This window comes from Cognatishimia activa (genome assembly GCF_001458335.1).
Classification (GTDB): Bacteria; Pseudomonadota; Alphaproteobacteria; order Rhodobacterales; family Rhodobacteraceae; genus Cognatishimia; species Cognatishimia activa.
In genome coordinates this window covers 215,445-237,233 of sequence record NZ_CYTO01000004.1, presented here as the reverse complement: position 1 = coordinate 237,233, position 21,789 = coordinate 215,445, and the positions used below count along the sequence as shown (strand labels likewise).

At 55.1% G+C, this 21,789-nt stretch carries 18 protein-coding genes; 6 read left to right on the top strand and 12 right to left on the bottom strand.

The genetic code is table 11. The features are described from left to right. Positions 1-115: 115 nt before the first annotated feature. A complete protein-coding gene (dalA, locus tag TA5113_RS02265; protein WP_082638101.1) occupies positions 116-688 on the top strand; it encodes a divisome-associated lipoprotein DalA in 573 nt (190 codons plus the stop codon). Here the strand turns inward: dalA and TA5113_RS02260 are convergent, their stop codons facing one another. From TA5113_RS02260 to hslO, 7 genes are all read right to left on the bottom strand, one after another. Next, entirely contained in the window at positions 689-1,180 is a 492-nt protein-coding gene (locus TA5113_RS02260; protein ID WP_058313602.1) for a L,D-transpeptidase family protein, read from the bottom strand. A 78-nt stretch (positions 1,181-1,258) separates the two neighbouring features. Further along, on the bottom strand, positions 1,259-2,473 hold the full coding sequence (locus TA5113_RS02255) for a class I SAM-dependent RNA methyltransferase (RefSeq protein ID WP_058313782.1): 1,215 nt from the start codon (positions 2,471-2,473) through the stop codon (positions 1,259-1,261). 63 nt (positions 2,474-2,536) lie between these two features. Further along, positions 2,537-4,393 (bottom strand): ABC transporter ATP-binding protein, encoded by a 1,857-nt coding sequence (locus tag TA5113_RS02250; RefSeq protein WP_058313601.1) that lies wholly within the window; start codon positions 4,391-4,393, stop codon positions 2,537-2,539. Continuing rightward, complete coding sequence (locus TA5113_RS02245; protein ID WP_058313600.1) at positions 4,390-6,270, bottom strand: ABC transporter ATP-binding protein; 1,881 nt, start codon at positions 6,268-6,270, stop codon at positions 4,390-4,392. The genes TA5113_RS02250 and TA5113_RS02245 overlap by 4 nt, the downstream gene beginning before the upstream one ends. Before the next feature lie 211 nt (positions 6,271-6,481). After that, entirely contained in the window at positions 6,482-7,633 is a 1,152-nt protein-coding gene (locus tag TA5113_RS02240) for a CCA tRNA nucleotidyltransferase (RefSeq protein ID WP_058313599.1), read from the bottom strand. Next, positions 7,630-8,226: a CoA pyrophosphatase gene (locus TA5113_RS02235; protein WP_058313598.1), complete on the bottom strand. Its 597-nt coding sequence runs from the start codon at positions 8,224-8,226 to the stop codon at positions 7,630-7,632. The genes TA5113_RS02240 and TA5113_RS02235 overlap by 4 nt, the downstream gene beginning before the upstream one ends. Further along, positions 8,223-9,212 (bottom strand): Hsp33 family molecular chaperone HslO, encoded by a 990-nt coding sequence (gene hslO / locus TA5113_RS02230; RefSeq protein WP_058313597.1) that lies wholly within the window; start codon positions 9,210-9,212, stop codon positions 8,223-8,225. The genes TA5113_RS02235 and hslO overlap by 4 nt, the downstream gene beginning before the upstream one ends. Positions 9,213-9,302: 90 nt before the next feature. Between hslO and TA5113_RS02225 the strand changes: the two genes are divergently transcribed. Then, positions 9,303-9,752 (top strand): NUDIX domain-containing protein, encoded by a 450-nt coding sequence (locus TA5113_RS02225; protein WP_058313596.1) that lies wholly within the window; start codon positions 9,303-9,305, stop codon positions 9,750-9,752. On the opposite strand, the gene TA5113_RS02220 is transcribed toward TA5113_RS02225, so the two are convergent. Further along, the gene (locus tag TA5113_RS02220) at positions 9,730-10,992 is read right to left on the bottom strand and encodes a PP2C family protein-serine/threonine phosphatase (RefSeq protein WP_058313595.1); all 1,263 of its coding nucleotides are present in this window, start codon (positions 10,990-10,992) and stop codon (positions 9,730-9,732) included. The two genes, TA5113_RS02225 and TA5113_RS02220, sit on opposite strands and share 23 nt — an antisense overlap. Before the next feature lie 150 nt (positions 10,993-11,142). Between TA5113_RS02220 and TA5113_RS02215 the strand changes: the two genes are divergently transcribed. Then, positions 11,143-11,457, top strand: coding sequence for an Hpt domain-containing protein (locus TA5113_RS02215; protein WP_058313594.1), 315 nt, complete (start codon positions 11,143-11,145; stop codon positions 11,455-11,457). 6 nt (positions 11,458-11,463) lie between these two features. Here TA5113_RS02215 and ilvA read toward each other — a convergent pair whose 3' ends face one another. Beyond that, positions 11,464-12,702: a threonine ammonia-lyase IlvA gene (gene ilvA / locus TA5113_RS02210; RefSeq protein WP_058313593.1), complete on the bottom strand. Its 1,239-nt coding sequence runs from the start codon at positions 12,700-12,702 to the stop codon at positions 11,464-11,466. A 70-nt stretch (positions 12,703-12,772) separates the two neighbouring features. Then, a complete protein-coding gene (locus TA5113_RS02205; protein ID WP_058313592.1) occupies positions 12,773-13,513 on the bottom strand; it encodes a hypothetical protein in 741 nt (246 codons plus the stop codon). A 145-nt stretch (positions 13,514-13,658) separates the two neighbouring features. Between TA5113_RS02205 and TA5113_RS02200 the strand changes: the two genes are divergently transcribed. Together TA5113_RS02200 and msrA are read left to right on the top strand one after the other, a co-directional pair. Continuing rightward, entirely contained in the window at positions 13,659-14,888 is a 1,230-nt protein-coding gene (locus tag TA5113_RS02200; protein WP_058313591.1) for an argininosuccinate synthase, read from the top strand. A 216-nt stretch (positions 14,889-15,104) separates the two neighbouring features. Further along, a complete protein-coding gene (msrA, locus tag TA5113_RS02195; protein WP_058313590.1) occupies positions 15,105-15,761 on the top strand; it encodes a peptide-methionine (S)-S-oxide reductase MsrA in 657 nt (218 codons plus the stop codon). 1 nt (position 15,762) lies between these two features. Here msrA and TA5113_RS02190 read toward each other — a convergent pair whose 3' ends face one another. Together TA5113_RS02190 and TA5113_RS02185 are read right to left on the bottom strand one after the other, a co-directional pair. Continuing rightward, complete coding sequence (locus tag TA5113_RS02190) at positions 15,763-16,638, bottom strand: ribokinase (RefSeq protein WP_058313589.1); 876 nt, start codon at positions 16,636-16,638, stop codon at positions 15,763-15,765. A gap of 88 nt (positions 16,639-16,726) precedes the next feature. Then, positions 16,727-18,982: an NADP-dependent malic enzyme gene (locus TA5113_RS02185; RefSeq protein ID WP_058313781.1), complete on the bottom strand. Its 2,256-nt coding sequence runs from the start codon at positions 18,980-18,982 to the stop codon at positions 16,727-16,729. 182 nt (positions 18,983-19,164) lie between these two features. On the opposite strand from TA5113_RS02185, the gene mutS reads away from it, so the two are divergent. Next, positions 19,165-21,789 (top strand): DNA mismatch repair protein MutS, encoded by a 2,625-nt coding sequence (gene mutS / locus TA5113_RS02180; protein WP_058313780.1) that lies wholly within the window; start codon positions 19,165-19,167, stop codon positions 21,787-21,789.

Genomic DNA, 21,789 nt, shown 5'->3' with positions numbered 1-21,789 from the left:
TCACGCGAATGTGGGCTTTCAACGCCACGAGGCAGGCGTTACACCCATCTGCACACGACGAAAGTACTTGGAAGGGCATAATATGCGTCTTATTGCGGCGATGATGGCACTGTTGATGGCGGTTCCCGCCTGCACGCCCACGGTTACAGAACCGCCATTGGGTGCTGACGGCAAGCCTTTGCCACGGCTTTATAAGATTCGCTCAAACGATACGTCCAAGATTCAGTTCCGCATGGTTGATTCGGTCAATGCCCTAAGATCGGCCTCTGGATTGGGCAGAGTCGATCTCGACGCGAAACTTGTGGCAGCCGCGGCAACCCACTCCCGTGACATGTCCATACAAAACCGCCCTTGGCATTTTGGCTCTGATGGCTCCTCTCCAATCCAGCGCGTCGCACGCGTAGGCTATGAGGGGGTTCTTGTCGGTGAAGCCATCTCGGAAACCTATGAAACCGAGCTGGAAACTTTGGGTGCGTGGATGGAAGAACAAGGTCCACGCGCGGTGATCCTTGATCCAGCGGCAACAGATATGGGGTTCTCTTGGCACCAAGAAAGCAACGGTAAGATCTGGTGGACTTTGGTCATGGGCGCACCGGGTACGCCACAGATCCCGACGCCGCAGATTTCGTACGAAGACACCACAACTGACGTGCTTGATCTGGCCGAAGCCGCAATCCCAGCCGAGTGATTACTCGTAAATCCAAATAGGCGTGCCGTTCTTCACCATCGCATAGATCTTCTGCATCTCGCGATTGGTGACGGCAATACAACCCTGCGTCCAATCCTGGGGAAGCTTGCTGAATTTCTTCGGCCTTCCATGGATAAAAATATCCCCGCCGGGGCTAAAGCCTCGCTCTGCGGCATAGGCACGGTCATCAGCATTTGGATATGAGATACCCAGTGACAAATGGAATTGACTGTTCGGATTGCGACGGTCGATGACATATGCGCCTTCAGGCGTGCGCCCGTCTCCTTCTTGTTCCTTGTGGCCAAGAGGCGCAAATCCAAGATCGACATCGTAGGATTTCAACGCCGTATTCCCATGCATTAAATGCATGCGCCTTTCTTCTTTAAACAAGATAATGCGCGTGACCTCAGGACCGTCATAGGTTTCGAACTTGGAAGACCCACAGCCCGCGAGGACCAACAAAACCCCAAGCAAAAGTGCAATTTTTTGCATCTGTTCTCTCAATACTGCTCAAGGCTCTCGTAACACAAACACCGCCTCCGCCACAGAGGTTTTGCGCGGGCACCTTCATCAAACTCGCGTGAACTTCCCAACCATCTCGATATGCGGTGACCACCGGAACTGATCCACCACCTGCACCCAATGCAGTTTGTAATCCCCGCGGATCAAAGTCGCCGCGTCCCGGGCGAAAGTCACTGGGTTACAAGACACGAATGCGATGGTTGGCACTTTGGATTTGGCCAATTCAATGCATTGCGCCTCAGCGCCTGCACGCGGCGGATCGATCACCACCGCGTCGTAACGCAAGTCCTGCGCCAAGATCGGGTTGCGGAAAAGGTCACGGGTTTCGGTTGTAACCCGTTTAAGTCCCTGCGCCTGACGCCACCCCTGATCCAACGCTTTCATCATTGAACGGATGCCTTCGACCGCGTGCACTTCGGCTTTTTCAGCAAGGGGAAGTGAGAATGTCCCGCATCCCGCGAAGAGATCGACAACCTTAGAGGCATCCCCGACGATCTCCAAAGCAGCGCGCAAAAGCGCCTCTTCGCCATGAGCGGTCGCCTGTAAGAATGCGCCTGGCGGCGGCGTGACCTTGGCCTTTCCCATCGGCTGCCACGGCGGGAAACACGTCGCGATCACTTCGTCATCCCATGTCAGCCGCGCGAGCCCCATTTTTTGTGCTTCTTGCGCAAGCTGCGATTGGAACGGACCATCCAGCGGCTTGCCACCGGCAACCGAGATATCCAACCCTTCCGGGGCCAACGTCGCCGTCACCGACAACTCACCCTTGCGCGACGCACCAATCACAGCGAGCTGCTTTGCTACGTCAAGCGCAGGTTTCAGATCAGGGTGCAGGACCTGGCAATCGGGAATTTCGACAATGACGTCGCTTGCCCGCTGGTGAAACCCAGCCATCGCACCTTTCTTAGTGCGACGCGCCGAGATCGAAGCCCGCCGACGGGCGGCCACCGGCGAGGTTTCAATCGGGCGAAACTCAGTGACAATACCCTGCGCCGCCAAAGCGTGGCGCACCACATCAACCTTCCAATCGGCGACAAAGGTGTCTGAGGCGTGTTGAAGCCCACATCCACCACAAGCCTTGAAATGGCGGCACGGCGGTTTGACCCGGTCGTCTGATGGCGTCACCACACGAATATCGCGCAATTGTGTGCCGTCGACTTCCCCGGACACAGTCTCGCCGGGCAAGGTAAGGGGCGCAAACAGCGGGCCATCGGCAATGCCGTCGCCCTGGTGCCCTAATCGGTTGATCTGGAACTCAGCCATCTGATCTGCCATTTTTGATGCAATGGGCGCGGCAATAGCCTGCATGCGCGCATCTGAAAAGCCTTATTCCGCCGCTTCGGCTCCAATAAAGCCACCGGACTGCCGTTGCCAGAACCCAGCATACAGCCCATCTTTCGCCAAAAGCTCTGCGTGGCTGCCCTGCTCTACGATACGACCTTCATCCATCACGATAATCCGGTCCATTTCAGCGATGGTCGACAGACGGTGCGCAATGGCGATCACGGTTTTGCCGACGACAACCTCACGCAAGGCGTCCTGAATTTCTGCTTCAACTTCGCTGTCCAGAGCCGAAGTCGCCTCGTCCAATATGAGGATCGGCGCATCTTTCAAAATGGCCCGAGCCAAGGCGATCCGCTGCCGCTGGCCACCGGACAACTTTACACCGCGCTCCCCAAGAAACGCGTCGTATCCGCGACGACCCTTTGGATCGAGCAGATCACCCACGAACTCTTCTGCCCGTGCTTTTCGCGTTGCCGCAGCAACCTCCCCAACGCTCGCATCAGGTTTGCCATAGCGAATATTGTCCATGGCAGAGCGGTTAAACAAAGCCGTATCCTGCGTCACCATCCCGATCTGCTGGCGCAAACTGTCTTGGGTCACTTTGGTCACGTCTTGGTCGTCAATTGTAATGGCGCCGTTGTCAGCATCGTAAAGCCGCAACAAAAGCGAAACGAGCGTGGACTTCCCTGCCCCGGACGCACCAACAATGCCCACCTTTTCACCGGGCGCGACGGTCAGTTGAATGTCAGCCACCCCACCGGTCGCCGTGCCATAGTTAAAGCCCACATCGTTAAAGGAAATCGCGCCGGACGTAATCTGCAGCTCTTTAGCATCCGGGTCATCAAACAATGTCACCGGCTTGGCGAGCATCTTGATCCCATCTTCAATTTCGCCGACTTGCGCAAAGATCGACATCAACGTCCAGCTGACCCAGCCAGTCATCTGAGAAAGCCGAATAGACATCGCGCCCAGCGCCGCCAACTCACCGGTGGTGACAGCTCCGCCTTGCCATTTCAAAAGGCCGACTAACATGACCGTTGCGGGCAACGTTCCTGCCAGAAAAATCATGACGCCCCGCATGCTTACCGCAAGCTGCGCCCATTCCATGGAGCGAACGCGGAATATCTCGGATTCCTGCAAGACTGCTTTGTCTTCATGCTCAGACGTCGCAAAAAGCTTCACCGTACGCATATTGCCCGTGGTATCCACAATCTGTCCGCTTACCGCAGCCCGCGCGTTCGCGCGCTGTTTTGACCGCGCCCGGACGCGCGGCATAAAATAGCTAAGCAGACCAAGATAAACAGCGATCCAAACCGCAACGATCAGAGCCAAAGTCGGCTCAATAACGCCTGACAGCAGCAACATGCTGAGAAAGGTGGAAGAGGCGAAAGTGCCTGCGTTTATGACCTCGGATACAACAGAGGAGAACGCGTTGCTGGTCTGCAATTGCTTTTGCGCAATGCGCCCCGCGAAGTCATCGTCAAAATAGCTAATCGACTGGCTGCTGGTGTAGCGATTGAGGCGGATGAGCACCCGGTTCATCAAGTTTGGCGCAATGACGACGCTTTGGAACAGCGACGACATCGTGAAAACCAGCGGTCTGAAAATCAGTAAGAACGCCCCAGCAAACAACAGCAAGTTCATGTTTTCAGAGAAGAAGCCTTCGGTCCCCGAAAGCGTCAGATCAAGCACTTCACCGATCAGGTAAAGGATATAGGCCTCTGACAGGCCCGCAAGCGCGAACCCCGAAAAAGCAATGATCAAGGCAGGCCCAAACCCATCCATCACCCACCGCGAAAACGCCCAAAGCGTGTCAGGGGGAGGCGCGTCTGTTGGACGTGCGGGATCGATCAAATCGCCAAACCAGCGCACCAATGCATTTCTTTTGTCGTCGCTCATTCCGCTGCCTCTTCTGATTCCGGCTCGGTCCCATCCTCAGTGCCACCCTCGGTACCCAAGAACCCACCGGATTGCCTTTCCCAGAAGCTAGCGTAAAGCCCTTGCATGGCCAGTAGCTGGCTGTGATTGCCCTCTTCAACAATGTTCCCATCATCGATGACCAAAATACGGTCCATTTGCGCGATGGTGCTGAGTCGGTGGGCAATGGCAATCACGGTCTTGCCCTCCATCATGCCATACAGCGTATCCTGAATGACCGCTTCCACTTCGGAATCCAGAGCAGATGTGGCTTCGTCCAACAGCAAGATAGGCGCGTCCTTCAGAATGACCCGCGCAAGCGTGATCCGCTGGCGTTGACCACCGGACAATTTAACACCGCGCTCACCCACATGGGCGTCATACCCTTTGCGGCCCTCTTGGTCCTCTAGCTCAAGGATGAACTCATGCGCCTCAGCCTTCCGCGCGGCCGCTTCGATTTCCGCATCACTCGCATCGGGCTTGGCGTAAGCAATGTTGTCGCGCAGAGAACGATGCAACAAAGAACTGTCTTGCTGCACCATTCCGATATGACCCCGCAGGCTGTCCTGAGTGACCTCTCGGATGTCCTGATCGTCCACTAAAATGGCACCGCCTTCTGCATCATAAAACCGCAAAAGCAGCTTAACGAGGGTCGATTTTCCTGCGCCAGATCGCCCAACCAGCCCAATCTTCTCGCCTGGCTGGATCGTCAGCGATACCGCATTCAAACCACCTTTTTCGCGGCCATAATGGTGCGTCAGTTCACGCGCTTCGATCTTCCCATTCTTAAAGACCAGAGGCTTGGAACCCGGCCCATCCACCAGATCAATCGGCTGCGCGATGGTTTCCATTCCCTCGGCCACGACACCCAATTGACGGAAGAAAGTGGTCAGCGCCCACATGATCCAACCAGTCATCGCGTTCAGCCGCAGGGTCAATGCCGTCGCTGCCGCCACGATGCCAACGGTCGCATTGCCCTGCATCCAGAGCCAGATGGACCAGCCCACAACACCGAGGATTAGCAAGCCATTCAGGACGATCAGTGTCACATCCATAATGGTGTAAATCCGCATCTCACGCTGGAAGGTCACCCGGGTGTTTTCAATGGCATCTTTCGCATAATCAAGCTCGCGCGAGTCCTGCGCGAAAAGCTTCACCGAATGTATATTCGTGTAGGCATCCACAACGCGACCCGTCACGGTGGAACGCGCATCCGATGCGGCTTTAGACGCCGGTCCAACGCGCTTGACTGTCCAGGCCACCAAACACCCATAAAGCGCCAACCAGATGACCAGCGGCACCAACAGTCTCGGGTCTGCTTGGTTCAAAAGCACCGCAGCTCCGATCACATAGGCAAGCGCAAATGCAATTGCGTCAAAGACCTGAAAGATCGCCTCACCGGCTGCCGGAGGCGTTTGCATGATCCGATTTGCAATGCGGCCTGCAAAATCGTTCTCAAACCATCCCACCGATTGGCGCAGCACATGTTTATGGGCGCGCCAGCGGATCAATGTGCCAAAGTTCGGCAGGATCGAATTGTTTAAGATCAACACGTCCAGAGCCTGCAATATTGGCCGGATCAACAGCACAAATATCGCCGCTAGGATGAACTCCGTCTGATACTGCGCCCAGACTTCTGCGGGATCGCCGCTCAGCAAATCCACGAGGCGGCCCAAGTAATGGATCAGGCCAATTTCGACGATGGCCACAATCACAGAAAGGATCGCAGCAATCCAAAACACGCGCTTGAACGGCGCGGAGTAGACCATCAAAAATGGCCATAGTTTCTTAGGTGGTGTGTCTGTTTCAGCGTAATCCGCATAGGGATCAACAAGATTTTCAAAGTACTTAAAAGGCATTGGGGTCACTCACACAGGGCGTCCTGAAAAGGTCAGGGAAATGTTGGGTAGGCAAAAAGGTTCGGCCAAAGCCGCGTTAGCGATCATTGAACCGGTCAATGACGGCTTAGATAAAAAAGGTCCGTCGATCCATTTTTGCAGTCTCCTAGTGAGTCCCTGCGAAGGTGACCCAGAGGAAGTCTCAAGTCAACACCTGCGCACAGCGGCGGCTTCACATTTCCAGGAGCGTGTCTTTATCCAGCGCGAAACCTGATTTGATCCACGCACTCTCAAGCGCCTTGAGTTTCGCGCCCAATTCTGGGCCTTGAAACTGGTCCAATAGGTCCGCTGCTTTGATTGGGAAAATCGCCGTCGCACCCATTGCGATTTCTTCGCTAAATCCGTGCGGGAGCGGTTGTTCGAACATTGCCGAACGAAGCAAGATCACCGAGATCGCAAGGTCGGCACCTTGTCGATAGGCAATTTCGGCAACCGGAGTCATCGCTCCGGTCTCCTCACGCAACACCTCTAGCCGCGCCGCATCTTTCTTGGATAAGCGCAGCGCTTTCTCAACCCCCTGCCCGCCCAGCGCAGCGAGGCGTCGTATTGGATCAGACGCGACACCGGCTTCCGCTTCAAAATGCACAAGGGGCGCAAGCGGCTTGTCATCGGCACCTTCCAGAACCTGAGCCAAAGCCCCAGATTGCCGCATGGCGGCAACAGCAGGCGCAGGATCAGAGGCAGAAAGCAATTTCAGCATTTCAGTGCCGACCCGCTCTTTAGAAAGAGACTCTATTCCATCGGAATTCGCCGCAATGGCCGCCAACGCCTCTGCATCCAGCCCGGCACTTGGGTCACCATACCACGCGTTAAAACGGAAGAAGCGCAGGATCCGCAGATAGTCCTCACGAATGCGCATGTCCGCATCATCAATAAACACGAAACGGCGCGCATGAAGGTCCTGAAGCCCACCCAGCGGATCAACCAAAGTCCCATCCGGTTTCACGTAGAGAGCGTTCATTGTGAAATCGCGGCGATGCGCATCATCTTCGACGCAGTCGGAGAAGGCCACAACGGCCCGACGCCCATCAGTTTCAACGTCTTTTCGAAATGTGGTGATCTCGTGAGGAATACCGCCAGCGATCACAGTAATTGTCCCGTGCTCCTTACCGGTTGGGATCGCTTTCAAACCGACCTCTTTAGCCAACTCGATCACCCGATCAGGCAGCGCATCTGTCGAGATATCAATGTCAGACACCGGCGCATCAAGCAGCGCATTACGCACGCAACCCCCGACAAGCAAAGCTTGGTGTCCACCACCGGTAAGCATCGCGCAAACGTCTTGGGTGGTCTGCCGTGTGAGCCAATCCCCTGTGACTTTCATGAAGACATCCGTTCTGCCAACCCACGCAACATGCGCGCGGTGGCCCCCCAGATGTAATACGGCCCATAAGGCACGGTGTAATAATGCCGCCTTTGCCCGCGCCAGCGACGGCCTTCGACACGGAAATTGTTCGGATCAATCAGGTGCGTAAGGGGGACTGAAAAGACCTCTTCGACCTCTCCCGGCTCTGGTTCGTGAACAAAAGCGTCTCGAACAAAGCCCAAAACGGGTGTTACTAAAAAGCTGGTGACCGTTTCATGGCTGGCGAGCGTCCCGAGCACCTCGACATTTGTTGGTTTGAGCCCAATCTCTTCATCCGCTTCACGTAAAGCAGCGGCAATGACATCCGCGTCCGCCTCGTCCTGCTTGCCGCCAGGAAAAGCGATCTGGCCCGGGTGATGTTTCAAATGCGAACTGCGTTTGGTGAGGATCACCTGCGCCTGTCCATCTATCATTTGAACTGGGATCAAAACCCCGGCTGGACGCAATTTGCGCCCCTCCGGCAACACCACATCGGGATTCAGATCAAAATCAGAAGAGGCCCCGCCGTCGCGGTCAATCGCACTTAGCAGGGCCGCCTTCGCATCCGTCATCCGGCAGGTTTCTCCGCGTCGAACCCAACGGTTTTTGGATCAAGCTGGAAATGCGAGCCACAGAACTGGCAGTCCGCAGTAACCCAGCCATCTTCTGTCGTCATCTTCTCGATATCCTTGGCAGAATAAATCGACAACGATTGGCGCACGCGGTCTTCTGAGCAAGAGCAGCCAAACGCCACTTTCTGAGCATCGTAAACCCGCGGCTCTTCCTCATTGAACAGGCGCAGAAGCAAAGTGCTTGGGGTCACGCTTGGGCCAATCAGTTCCAGCTCCTCGACCGTGTCGAGCAGAATATTCGCGCGGTTCCAGTTTTCTTCTTCGTCATCTTCCAGCAGATCGCTTGCGGTCAACTGGCCTTTGTCCCCAGAACCACCTTCACCGCTGACAAGCGGAGACGCCTTTGGCATGTGCTGAAGCATCACGCCGCCCGCGCGCCAATGTTCGGCGACACCCGGCTCGGAAGACTTTCCGAACCGCAGAGAAAAGCGTGTCGGCAGCTGTTCTGACTGCGCAAAATACCCTTCAGCGCTTGCGCTCAGCGAGCCACCTGTCAAAGGAGCGATCCCTTGATAAGGCTGCGTCCCCTCACCCTGATCAATCAAAACCGCGAAATAACCATTCCCCAGCTGCTCAAATGGCGCTGCATCGGTCAGCCGATCCTCATCAAACCCCGCATAGGCACGGATGCGCGCAGGCTCACCTTCTTTGGTCGGCGCATAATAGTCTGACGCAATCATGCGCACTGGACCATTGGTTTGCACCTGCAAAGACAGTTTCCAGCGCAGGCTGATGGTTTGACCGATCAGCGCAGTCAAAAGCGCAACCTCGGCCACCAAAGCTTCAACAGATTCCGGATATTCATGTTGCTTTAGGATACCGTGCAAAACGTTATCCAGCCGCGCAACGCGTCCGCGAATGTCAGATTTATCCAGCTGAAACGGCAACACTGTGTCGTCCCAGGCGATTTTGGTTCCGAGAGTCATTGGAGTTCCTTGGGCTTTCCTTACGGGCCTTACCTTGGCATACCGCAGCTATATAGGTGCGGCAAGATGAACAAAAAGGGCTGGTAACGCATGATCCGACGGTTTGGAACCCCACCGAAGACAGGACAGGTCTATAAACCCCGCCCCGGAGCTTATGTGATCTTGTTGCGCGGAGATAAAATACTGGTCACGCGCCAAGACGCCTCAGACAAATTGCCAGAGCCGGAACTGCAATTGCCCGGCGGCGGAATTGACCCCGGCGAGTCGCCAATCACGGCACTACATCGCGAGGTGCTAGAAGAAACCGGCTGGCGTATCTCAAAACCCCGTCGGCTAGGGGCTTTTCGCCGATTTGCCTATATGGCGGAGTACGAGAAGTTCGCAGATAAGCTCTGCACGATTTACCTGGCACGCCCAGTGTGCCGACTTGGCCATCCAACCGAACCCGGTCACACTGCAGTCTGGCTCCATCGTGAAGAAGCAAGGTACATGCTCGCCAATAGCGGCGACCGACACTTCATCGACTTGGCGCATTTCTGAGGTCATGAAACTCTAATAAAATTCCGGACACGTCATCCGGGATCGGACGACCTCCAGCAAATTCCTGCAAGCGCCACAAAAACCCTTCTAGAAAGTCCTCGCCTTGGTCCTGCGCGAGTTCTGTCAAAAGCAGATTGAGCCCGTCGTCATCCAGCATATTGCCTTCGGCATCCGGACATTCAATCGGCCCATCCGAGAGCACGATCAGCCGATCGCCGGGTCCAAGCGTCAACTCGAATTCCGCGTAATCCGCCCCGGGCACAAGACCGACGGGCAGCCCGCCAGCACCATGCTTTTCAATCGCACCACAAGATCGTTGCACCAATGGGTGAGGATGACCTGCCTGCGCCAAACGCACCTTGCCGCTCTCAAGATCGACCTCTGCAAGAACCATCGTGAAGTAATGTTCAGTCTCTATTTCATCCAAAAACAAGCTATTCAGCTGTTCGACCACTTGATGAGGTGGCAACGCATCATAGCCTTCCCCGTTTGCTGGGATCAGCGCAATATTTTGCTCCCGAGACGTTGCTGACAAATATCCCGCAAGGCGCGCGGTCATCAGCGCAGAGCTGATCCCATGTCCGCTCACATCAATTGCAAACAAACCAATCCGATCTCGATCAATGCGATAGTGGCCAACCAAGTCCCCGCCGACATGTCCACTGGACTCAAGCAACATCGAAACGCGCCCCTTTGGGAATTCTACGACCCTCTCCTTGACCAAAGATTCTTGAAACCGCTTCGCCGCCAGCAGGTCCTTGTTCACCAATTCATGAACCGTCTGAAGCTCTGAAAGAGTATCTGTGATTTCACGCTGCATTTTCAGAATACGCGCAGCCGCCGACATGCGCGCTCTTAGCTCATGCGCATCAACCGGTTTAAGCAAAAAATCGTCGGCACCTTGCTCTAACGCCTTCACGACACTGTCTTTTTCGGACTTGGCCGTCAGGAAAACAAAATAGCAGTAATGTGGTGATGGCAAATCTCGGAAGTTCCGACAGAATTCCGGGCCTTCCATATCAGAGAGAACCCAATCAGACAGAACAAGATCGGGCATATCCCGCTGACATATATCCAATGCTTCTTGCGCGCTGCCCGCCTCCAACACTTCGAATCCATCCCTGTTCAGGGACGCGGATAGAATACGTCTCTGCAATCGACTTTCGTCCACCAGCAATACCCGTTGAAGGGCCCGAGACGCCGGTACACTATCGACGACAATTGGCTGAGCACTGATCACGACGACTCCCTAAACGACTTCCTGTTCGCAGCGAGCCGCAGCTTCACCCAAAGCCTATTAAATCCGCATGAAGAAAATCCACTCGGTTTTAAGGGCCGTGATTACCGTTTCTTAAAATTCTCTACTCATTATGAGACTAAAGGGGCCGTCATGCTTGATCACCAAAAGATAAATCAGCTGCGCAACGACCTAGGCGCGGAAGGTTTTGCTGAAATTGTCGACATTTTTTACGAGGAGGTTGAAGAGGTCTTCGGGCGCATTCAAAACGATGGTGCCTCTGGAACAGACATGCATTTTTTAAAGGGGAGCGGCGCGAATGTTGGCTTCGCGGCCTTTTCCAAAACATGTCAAATCGCAGAACATAGCTTAAATGAAGGGGCGCAAGCGGATTTGGACGCCGTGCGCAGTTCATTTTACCAATCCAAGCAGGCTTTTGTGGCAGAGTTCCTAGAAGACCAAAGTTGAACGGCTCTAAATCAAGAACTGCGCAAGCGTTTCATCATTGGTAATGTCGGTGAAACCCATCCCCGCGGCCTCGATCCGATCAAAGAGCTTGGCGAAGTTCTTTGGGTCATTGGTCTCAATACCAATCAAGACAGAGCCGAAATTGCGTGCGGATTTCTTGAGGTACTCAAACCGCGCAATGTCATCGTCTGGACCAAGCATAGCCAAGAAGTCTTTAAGCGCGCCGGGACGTTGAGGGAGGCGCAGAATGAAATACTTTTTCACACCGGAATAGCGCTGCGCACGTTCTTTGACCTCAGGCAGGCGCTCAAAGTCAAAATTGCCACCAGAGGTCACACAAACCACGGTTTTTCCTTTGATCTCATCAGCAACATCGGTCAGGGCATCGACGGCCAAGGCACCGGCTGGCTCCAACACGATGCCTTCGACGTTTAGAATCTCTAGCATCGTCGCACAAATACGGTCTTCAGGAGACAGCACCACCTCATCCGCGCTGTGATGCTTCAGGCGCGCAAAGTTCTTCTCGCCAATCCGCGCCACCGCTGCGCCATCCACAAAGCTGTCGACCGCATCCAAGGTCACCAATTCGCCCGCGTCCAAAGCCGCCTTCAAACTGGGCCCGCCTGATGGTTCGACGAAAGTATAGTCGACCTCGTTACCAAAAAAGCTGCTGATACCCGAAGACAGCCCTCCGCCGCCAACAGGCAGAACGATGTGATCAGGAGCTTTACCCAGTTGCGTCAGAATCTCAGCGGCAACGGATGCCTGACCTTCAATCACATCTTCATCGTCAAAGGGCGGCAGAAACGTCCCTTTTGCTTCAGCGCAAAACGCCTGCGCCGCCGCCAAGGTGTCATCAAAATAGTCGCCGACCAAACGCACTTCTATTGCGCCATCGCCAAAGACTTCGGTCTTGAAAATCTTCTGCTGCGGCGTGGTCACCGGCATAAAGATCACGCCTTTTACACCAAAATGATTGCACATAAAGGCAACCCCTTGGGCATGGTTTCCCGCAGAGGCGCAGACAAAAAGGTCACGGGACGGGTCTTTGTCCAGCACCTTTCGCATGGCATTAAACGCCCCGCGCAGCTTGTAGCTACGCACAGGCGTCAAGTCCTCGCGTTTGAGGTAGATCTCGGCCTTGTAGCGTTGAGACAAATGGGCATTCCGCTGCAGAGGCGTGGCATCAAAAACGCTGCGCATGGCGGCTTCGGCACTGCGGGCTTGGGTGCGGAAATCGGTCATGAGATCCTAGGTGCCTGAAGCCCATAAGAAGAGCAAGCCTTTGGGGCGAAGAATACCAATGAATACTGGGTCAGAGCTCGCGGTATTCGACCGCAATCCCGTAGATCGTGGTCAGGACACTGATGCCAACCATCAAACTCACCCAAGTTTGAACAACGCTAAGCAACACGTAGATAAGGCTCGATACGCCGGCAAAGGATTCCACAATAGAACCAAACAACGATGAAAGCACGCTCATTGCGATAACCATGATCAAGATTGCACCGGAGTAAGCGCTGGTTTTGCGCCAAGCATTGCCAATCGAAAGCGCTTCACCCAAAGCGGCAGCAGGCAATGTTGGTGACAGCCGGTAGAAAATCCACAGCAGAACGCCGGTGACAACAAGAGTGGTCAAAAAGACACCGGCCATTCCGCCGACCAGGGTGAAGATCAATCCAGAAACCGTGCCGACCACTACTGCGGCCAAAATCACAATCAGGGAAAGCAAGATACCCTGCAGAAGATATGCGCCAATTCGATTACCGCGGAATCTTGGGACAATCGATCCGCTATCTTCCTCGAGCAAGACATATCGATGCCAAGCGACGGCGACCCAAAGCCCCGCGACGACATATGCGATGCCGAAAAGGGTGACGGCACCCCACGGGAAATCAGAAGGCGGGTTCTCAAAGTCAAAACTGACATCTGAGCTTCCAAACAACACGGCAAACGCAAGCCCGACCGCGATAATCGGAGACGAAATACGCAAAGCGGTCTGCCAATTTAGAAAAACCAATTTCACCGAATGCAAAAGAACTCTCAAACCCAACATAAATTTCTCCTAACGAATTTACCTCAGTCGTGACCATTTTCTGTGTGCTTTTCAAGCCTGCATACTCACACCGCTTGCCCCAGCCTTCAAAACACGTTATCGCCCCGCTGTTGTCCAAAGCGTTGCCCGTCTGAAGGAAAATAAAATGTCTGCGCCTAAGAAAGTTGTTTTGGCCTATTCCGGTGGCCTTGATACCTCCATCATCCTGAAATGGCTGCAAACCGAATACGGTTGCGAAGTCGTCACGTTCACCGCTGACCTCGGTCAGGGCGAAGAGCTGGAACCAGCCCGCCAAAAGGCAGAGCTGTTGGGCATCAACCCAGACAACATCTATATCGAAGACATCCGCGAAGAGTTCGTACGTGATTTCGTCTTCCCAATGTTCCGCGCCAATGCGGTTTACGAAGGTCTGTACCTTCTGGGCACCTCCATCGCGCGCCCGTTGATTTCCAAGCGTCTGATCGAGATCGCGGAAGCGACCGGTGCAGATGCCGTCGCCCACGGCGCAACCGGTAAAGGCAACGACCAGGTGCGTTTTGAGCTGGCAGCCTATGCGTTGAACCCCGACATCAAAGTGATCGCCCCTTGGCGTGAATGGGACCTGTCCAGCCGGACTAAACTGCTGGAATTTGCTGAACAGCACCAAATCCCGATCGCCAAAGACAAGCGCGGCGAAGCGCCATTCTCTGTGGACGCGAACCTGCTGCACACCTCTTCTGAGGGCAAAGTCCTGGAAGACCCAGCAATTGACGCACCAGATTACGTCTACCAACGCACCGTCGCACCAGAAGACGCGCCTGAAACACCTGAATTCATCGAAGTCACCTTCGAAAAAGGCGACGCGGTTGCCATCAACGGCGAAGCAATGAGCCCGGCGACCATCCTGACCAAACTGAACGAACTAGGCGGCAAACACGGCATCGGCCGTTTGGACTTCGTCGAAAACCGTTTCGTCGGCATGAAGTCCCGCGGCATCTACGAAACCCCAGGCGGCACTGTGCTTCTGGAAGCGCATCGCGGCATCGAACAGATCACACTGGATTCCGGCGCAGGCCACCTGAAAGACAGCCTGATGCCACGCTACGCGGAACTGATCTACAATGGCTTCTGGTACTCGCCAGAGCGTGAAATGCTGCAAGCGGCCATCGACAAATCCCAAGAAAATGTCACCGGCACCGTGAAACTGAAGCTCTACAAAGGCTCCGCAACCTGTGTGGGCCGCTGGTCCGACCACAGCCTCTACTCCGAAGCGCACGTGACCTTCGAAGAAGACGCTGGCGCTTACGACCAGAAAGACGCCGCTGGTTTCATCCAATTGAACGCCCTGCGCCTCAAACTGCTCGCAGCCCGCAACAAGCGCGTTTCTGACAAGTAAGAGCGTTCAAACCAATTTCAAAAGGCCTGCCTTCCTTCGTGACGGCAGGCCTTTCTTTTTGGCCAAAATATCCCGGGGTGAGGCCAAAGGCCGAGGGGCAGAGCCCCTCATTCACCATGTGACAATCAATCACCAATCCGTGACGTCACACGCCCGTGACTTGAGCGTTAGCATCCGCTTATGCAACCTGCCCTCAACACGAGTGGAGAGTGTCTTATGAACCCTATGATCAACCTGAAAACCTATCTTCTGGGCGGTCTGATTGCCGTCGCAGCGATCCTTCAATGCGGCCAGGCGCAAGCCGGAACCGAAAAGCTCATTGTTGCAGGCGGCTGTTTCTGGTGTGTTGAAAGTGATTTTGAAAGCGTGCCCGGCGTCAAACGCGCGGTGTCTGGCTATATTGGCGGATCCGCCGCTGACGCTGAATACAAGAAGATCACCAAGGGCGGCACAGGCCACTATGAAGCGGTCGAGATTACATTCGACAACAACAGGGTCTCTCGCGACGAGATCCTTCATAAGTTCTTCCGCTCTGTCGACCCGACAGATGCCGGCGGTCAATTCTGTGACCGCGGTGACAGCTATCGCACAGCCGTTTTCTACGGCAATAACGCGCAAAAGGCTGCTGCGGAACAAGCCAAAGCAAATGCTCAGAAAGCGCTGGGTCGCAAAGTCGTCACGCCGGTGATTGCCGCAGGCGCATTCTACAAAGCCGAGGCGTATCACCAAGATTACTACAAAGGCAGCAAGCTGATCCTGACGCGTTTTGGGCCAAAGAAACAGTCAGAGGCCTACAAACGCTACCGCGAAGCTTGCGGTCGGGATGCCCGGGTAAAACAACTTTGGGGCACGGACGCACCATTTGCGAAGTAAGTTAGAGCCCTGATTCCTGGACCTCTTTAAGGTCCGGGATCACATCGGCGGTACCTTCACGCGTAACCATCAAGGCGCCCGCTTTCATCGCCAAACCAATCGCCTGAGCGATCGGCATACCGCGATCTCGACCCGCGAGCAGATAGCCCGTAAACGTGTCCCCTGCTCCGGTCGTATCCACCACATCCACCTTATGCGCTGGAAAATCTTGAGAGGTCTTTTCGATCGAGTTGATCCAACGACACCCCTTTGCCCCCAGCGTGATGACCACATCGGCGACAGGCAGATTATCTACCGCTAGGCCGGTCTCTTCTGTTAGCTGCGCCGCCTCGACTTCGTTCAAAATCAAGAAATCCAAATAGGGCAGAACCGCTTGAACAGAGGCCGCGTCAAAGGGTGCCGCTGCATAGGCCACATACATGCCCAGTTCTTTACCCATCTTCGCAGCATAGGCCTGCTGGTTGGTCTCGTTCTGAATAAGCAACGTGTCGCCATTCGCGCTTTCGCTCAGCGCTTGGCCAACCGCGCTTTCGGTGATTTCTGCATTCGCACCGGGAAACAAGACAATCGCGTTTTCACCATCCTCGTCAACATTGATAACCGCATGACCAGTGGATTGCTGATCCATCACCGCGATATGCCGCGTGTCCACGCCATATTCCAACAGCCGCTGCCGCGCCCAAGTGCCATCAGACCCAACCGCGCCGATATGAGACACCAACGCCGCCGCCCGTGCGGCGGCAACAGACATATTCGCGCCTTTGCCACCCAAACCACGGGTCATGCTTTTCGCCGCAAGCGTTTCGCCAGGCCCCGGCAAATGCGGCACCTGATAGAACAGATCTGCGTTGATCGAACCAAGGTTATAGATGGCCATTGTCACTCACAAAAAGAGAAATCCCTGAGGCCAATCTGAATTGGTCTCAGGGGGAGTACAAGCCACTAATATTTGAAAGACCTACTTGTCAGCCAACCTTACACGCTGCCAGAACCGCCATATTGACGATGTCATTTGCGGTCGATGTTGTGGAACAAATCTGGATCGACTTATCGACACCGGACAAGATCGGGCCAATCACTGTGGCGCCAGCCATTTCCTGCATCAGTTTGGTCGAGATGCTTGCAGAGTGACGTGCTGGAACCACCAGAACGTTTGCAGGACCAGTCAGGCGTTGGAACGGATAGGCTTCCTGCGCAGATGGGTTCATCGCCACATCCACGGTCATCTCACCTTCGTATTCAAAGTCAACGCCACGCTTGTCCAGAACCTGCGGAGCCAGGTGCATCTTCTCGGCGCGCTCAGAAACTGGGTAGCCAAAGGTTGAGAAGCTCACGAAGGCAACACGAGGCTCAAGCCCCATGTCACGTGCCACGACCGCACAGCGTTCCGCAATGTTGGCAAGATCATTTTCGTCCGGCCATTCATGCACCAGCGTATCTGAGATCAGAACCACACGACCCTTGTGCAAGATCGCGGTCACACCAACAGCGCCGGCATCCGCGTCTGCGTCAAACACGTGATTGATCAATTCCATCACATGCGCCGACTTACGTGTCGCGCCGGTCACCAAGCCATCGCCATGACCATGCGCCAGCATCAAAGACGCAAATACGTGGCGGTCACGCGCCGCCAGACGGTGCACATCGTGACGGTCATAACCTTTGCGCTGCAAACGTTTGTACAAGAAGTCTTTGTAAGAACGGAAATGCAGAGAGTTTGCTGCGTTGACCACTTCAAGCTCGTTCACTGCATCGCCAAGACCCGCAGCTTCCAGCTTCTCAGCGACATCCGTCTCGCGCCCAACAACAATGGCTTTGCCCAATCCAGAGCGTTGGTAGGTCACAGCCGCACGCAAAACGCGCGGATCGTCGCCTTCCGCGAAGATCATACGCGCTTGAGCGTTTCGTGCACGGGCGTTCAGGCCACGTAGCATGGTCGCGGTTGGGTCCATGCGAGATTTCAGGCTCGCTTCATAACCTTCCATATCCACGATCGGGCGGCGGGAGACGCCAGTGTCCATACCCGCTTTGGCCACTGCTGGCGGAATACGGTGGATCAAGCGTGGGTCAAACGGTGTTGGAATGATGTAATCGCGACCAAAAGACAGCTTACGACCGTAAGCCATCGCCACCTCGTCCGGCACATCTTCACGTGCCATCTCCGCCAGTGCTTCCGCGCAGGCGATCTTCATTTCGTCATTGATCGCACGGGCATGAATATCAAGCGCGCCGCGGAACAGGTAAGGGAAAGCCAATACGTTGTTCACTTGGTTGGCATAGTCGGAACGACCTGTCCCAACGATTGCATCTGGACGCACCGCCTGTGCTTCTTCCGGAGTGATCTCTGGATCTGGGTTCGCCATGGCAAAGATCAATGGATCTTGCGCCATACCTTCCACCATCTCTGGTGTCACCGCGCCCTTAACGGAAACACCAAGGAAGACGTCCGCACCTTTCATGGCTTCATCCAGCGTGCGCAGTTTCGTCTTGATCGCGTGCGCTGACTTCCACTGGTTCATACCCTCTGTGCGGCCTTGATAGATCACGCCCTTGGTATCGCAGACGATGCAGTTATCGTGCTTTGCGCCCATGGACTTCAACAGCTCGATACACGCAATACCGGCTGCACCCGCACCATTCAGGACGATCTTTACGTCTTCGATCTTTTTGCCGGACAGTTTCAGCGCGTTGATCAAGCCCGCCGCACAGATCACTGCGGTACCGTGCTGGTCATCGTGGAAGACAGGAATGTCCATTTCTTCCTTCAAGCGCTGCTCAATGATGAAACACTCAGGCGCTTTGATGTCTTCAAGATTGATACCGCCAAAAGTCGGCCCCATCAGCTTCACCGCCTGACAGAACGCGTCCGGATCTTCGGTGTCCAACTCAATATCGATCGAGTTCACATCCGCGAAGCGTTTGAACAGGACCGACTTCCCTTCCATCACCGGTTTAGAGCCCAGCGCACCAAGGTTACCAAGGCCCAAGACAGCTGTACCGTTAGAGATGACCGCAACCAAGTTACCCTTGTTCGTGTAATCATAAGCCGTCGCCGGGTCCGCTGCGATTTCTTCACATGGCACCGCCACCCCAGGGGAGTATGCCAGCGACAGGTCGCGTTGCGTCGTCATTGGCACGGTTGCGTTGATTTCAAACTTGCCGGGCGTTGGCTCTAGGTGAAAGGCAAGCGCCTCTTCACGGGTGACTTTGGTCTTGGTCATTGGGGGAATTTCCTTTTGGCTCGCGCCGCTCATAAACCGACCGCATGGTCGGCTCAACATGTTAGCGGCGAAACTCCGTTGTTTTTCGCCTTTCACCACCATTATGACCTTTGCTACACCCATAGGAACAAGAATTTTCGGGGAACGGGCACGTGAACGCAGCGAAACCAGCTGTCACGCCAATGATGGCGCAGTATCTTGAGATCAAAGATTCGCATCCGGATGCGCTGTTGTTCTACCGGATGGGCGATTTCTACGAGATGTTCTTTGACGACGCGGTTGCGGCGGCGGAAGCGCTCGATATCGCGCTCACCAAACGCGGCAAACACGATGGCAATGAAATCCCCATGTGCGGTGTGCCCCACCATGCGGCGGAGGGTTATTTCCTGACACTGATCCGCAAAGGATTCCGCGTTGCGGTGTGCGAACAAATGGAAAGCCCTGCCGAAGCCAAAAAGCGTGGCTACAAGGCGGTGGTTCGCCGTGAGGTCGTCCGTCTGGTCACGCCCGGTACATTGACTGAAGATTCTCTCCTTGATGCCCGTCGTCACAACTTCTTGGCTGCCTTTGCCCAAGTACGGGATGAGGCGGCGCTGGCATGGGCGGATATCTCGACCGGCGCGCTTCACGTTATGTCTTTGCCTCAAGTTCGCTTGGGCGCAGAACTCGCGCGCTTGGCCCCTTCTGAGATATTGGTGGCTGAGGGATCCGAGGCGGATTTGGCTGAAACAGTCTCTGATATGGGCGTTTCCATGACCCCGGTTTCTCGCGGATCCTTTGACAGCACTGCTGCGGGAAAACGGGTTGCGGCCCTGTTTGGCACGCAGGATTTGGACGCATTTGGCAGCTTCACTCGGTCGGAAACCGGTGCACTGGGCGCGATCGTTGACTACCTAGAGATCACCCAAAAAGGCAAACTGCCGCTGCTGCGTCCACCAGTGAAAGAGATCACAGGCGGCACGATGCAAATCGACGCCGCAACACGTCGGAATTTAGAACTTACGCATTCTCTGTCCGGCGGTCGATCCGGCACGCTTTTGTCGACGATGGACCGCACCGTGACCTCCGCTGGCGCGCGACTGCTGGAACGGCGCTTGTCCTCCCCATCGCTCTCGCTCGATACAATCCATAACCGCCAAGCTGCGGTGACCTTTAATGTTGAAAACGCCCATATGGCGCGAGATCTGCGGGATCTTTTGCGGAAAGTCCCTGATCTGGACCGGGCATTGTCGCGCCTATCACTTGACCGAGGCGGTCCGCGAGACATGGCAGCCATCCGAAATGGTCTTGCGCAAGCTGCAGACATCTGTGGATTGATGGGTTCCGTCGAACTCCCTGCACTTTTGACTGATGCGCTACAGAACCTTCGAGGCCACGACACATTGTTGGATTTGCTCGACCAAGCCTTGATCGCTGATCCTCCGCTTTTGGCACGGGACGGAGGTTTCATCGCGCCGGGTTACCATGAAGAGCTCGATGAATCGCGCAGCTTGCGCGATGAGGGGCGTGGTGTGATTGCGGGCCTGCAGGCGCAGTACAGCGAATTGACAGGCATTCAGTCCCTGAAAATCAAGCACAACAACGTGCTGGGCTATTTTGTCGAAACGACGGCGAAACATGCGGACGCAATGATGTCTGCGCCGCTGTCTGAAACCTTCATCCATCGTCAAACCACCGCCAATCAGGTGCGTTTTACGACCGTTGAATTGTCTGAGCTGGAAACCAAAATTCTGAACGCTGGGGGGAACGCACTTGAGATTGAAAAGCGTCTCTTTTCCAGCTTAAGAGAAGAAATTCTGAAGGCTTCGGCTAAGGTTTCCGGCGCTGCCCGCGCCCTTGCAGAACTCGACCTGCAGGCCGCATTGGCAGACTTGGCCGCAGCGGAAAACTGGAACCTGCCGCAGGTCAATGACAGCCGTGACTTTGAGATCAATGCTGGTCGCCACCCAGTGGTTGAGGCCGCGCTGCGCCAGCAATCCGGTGCGCCGTTTGTGGCCAATGACTGCGATCTAAGCGGTGGCGATGACGCCAGCATCTGGTTGCTGACCGGTCCGAACATGGCTGGTAAATCGACCTTCTTGCGCCAAAATGCGTTGATCGCTTTGCTCGCGCAGATGGGCAGCTATGTCCCGGCGGAGTCCGCTAAAATCGGCATTGTCAGCCAACTCTTTTCCCGCGTTGGCGCGTCAGACGATCTTGCACGTGGCCGATCCACTTTCATGGTCGAAATGGTGGAAACTGCTGCGATCCTGAACCAATCAGACGACCGCGCTATGGTGATCCTTGATGAAATCGGCCGTGGCACAGCGACCTATGACGGTTTGTCCATCGCTTGGGCGACCCTTGAATACCTGCACGAGGTCAACCAATGCCGCGCACTATTTGCGACGCACTACCACGAAATGACTGCCCTCGCCGGCAAGCTTAAAGGCGTCGATAACGCAACGGTTTCCGTTAAAGAATTCGACGGCGAAGTGATCTTCTTGCACGAGGTCAAACGTGGCGCGGCGGATCGCAGTTACGGCGTTCAAGTGGCGCAACTCGCGGGACTGCCACCAGCGGTCATCAACCGCGCCCGCGACGTGTTGGATATGCTAGAGAAAAACGAGCGTGAAGGCGGGTCCCAAAAAGCCATTATCGACGATCTGCCGCTCTTTGCCGCCGCGCCAGAGCCTATGCAGGCACAAAAGTCAGGTCCATCACCCGTCGATGAACGTCTGGATGAAATCATCCCAGATGAACTGACCCCACGCGAAGCACTGAATTTGCTGTACGAACTGAAAGGTCTCGCAACCTCAGGCGACTAA

Bases quoted from the DNA above. Each gene is read 5' to 3' on its own strand.
- TA5113_RS02205 (WP_058313592.1), bottom strand. From the start codon at position 13,513: ATGTTGGGTTTGAGAGTTCTTTTGCATTCGGTGAAATTGGTTTTTCTA.
- TA5113_RS02225 (WP_058313596.1), top strand. From the start codon at position 9,303: ATGATCCGACGGTTTGGAACCCCACCGAAGACAGGACAGGTCTATAAA.
- TA5113_RS02185 (WP_058313781.1), bottom strand. From the start codon at position 18,982: ATGACCAAGACCAAAGTCACCCGTGAAGAGGCGCTTGCCTTTCACCTA.
- TA5113_RS02240 (WP_058313599.1), bottom strand. From the start codon at position 7,633: ATGAAAGTCACAGGGGATTGGCTCACACGGCAGACCACCCAAGACGTT.
- TA5113_RS02235 (WP_058313598.1), bottom strand. From the start codon at position 8,226: ATGACGGATGCGAAGGCGGCCCTGCTAAGTGCGATTGACCGCGACGGC.
- msrA (WP_058313590.1), top strand. From the start codon at position 15,105: ATGAACCCTATGATCAACCTGAAAACCTATCTTCTGGGCGGTCTGATT.
- TA5113_RS02215 (WP_058313594.1), top strand. From the start codon at position 11,143: ATGCTTGATCACCAAAAGATAAATCAGCTGCGCAACGACCTAGGCGCG.
- TA5113_RS02255 (WP_058313782.1), bottom strand. From the start codon at position 2,473: ATGGCTGAGTTCCAGATCAACCGATTAGGGCACCAGGGCGACGGCATT.
- mutS (WP_058313780.1), top strand. From the start codon at position 19,165: ATGATGGCGCAGTATCTTGAGATCAAAGATTCGCATCCGGATGCGCTG.
- TA5113_RS02190 (WP_058313589.1), bottom strand. From the start codon at position 16,638: ATGGCCATCTATAACCTTGGTTCGATCAACGCAGATCTGTTCTATCAG.
- TA5113_RS02250 (WP_058313601.1), bottom strand. From the start codon at position 4,393: ATGAGCGACGACAAAAGAAATGCATTGGTGCGCTGGTTTGGCGATTTG.
- hslO (WP_058313597.1), bottom strand. From the start codon at position 9,212: ATGACTCTCGGAACCAAAATCGCCTGGGACGACACAGTGTTGCCGTTT.
- dalA (WP_082638101.1), top strand. From the start codon at position 116: ATGGCGGTTCCCGCCTGCACGCCCACGGTTACAGAACCGCCATTGGGT.
- ilvA (WP_058313593.1), bottom strand. From the start codon at position 12,702: ATGACCGATTTCCGCACCCAAGCCCGCAGTGCCGAAGCCGCCATGCGC.
- TA5113_RS02260 (WP_058313602.1), bottom strand. From the start codon at position 1,180: ATGCAAAAAATTGCACTTTTGCTTGGGGTTTTGTTGGTCCTCGCGGGC.
- TA5113_RS02245 (WP_058313600.1), bottom strand. From the start codon at position 6,270: ATGCCTTTTAAGTACTTTGAAAATCTTGTTGATCCCTATGCGGATTAC.
- TA5113_RS02200 (WP_058313591.1), top strand. From the start codon at position 13,659: ATGTCTGCGCCTAAGAAAGTTGTTTTGGCCTATTCCGGTGGCCTTGAT.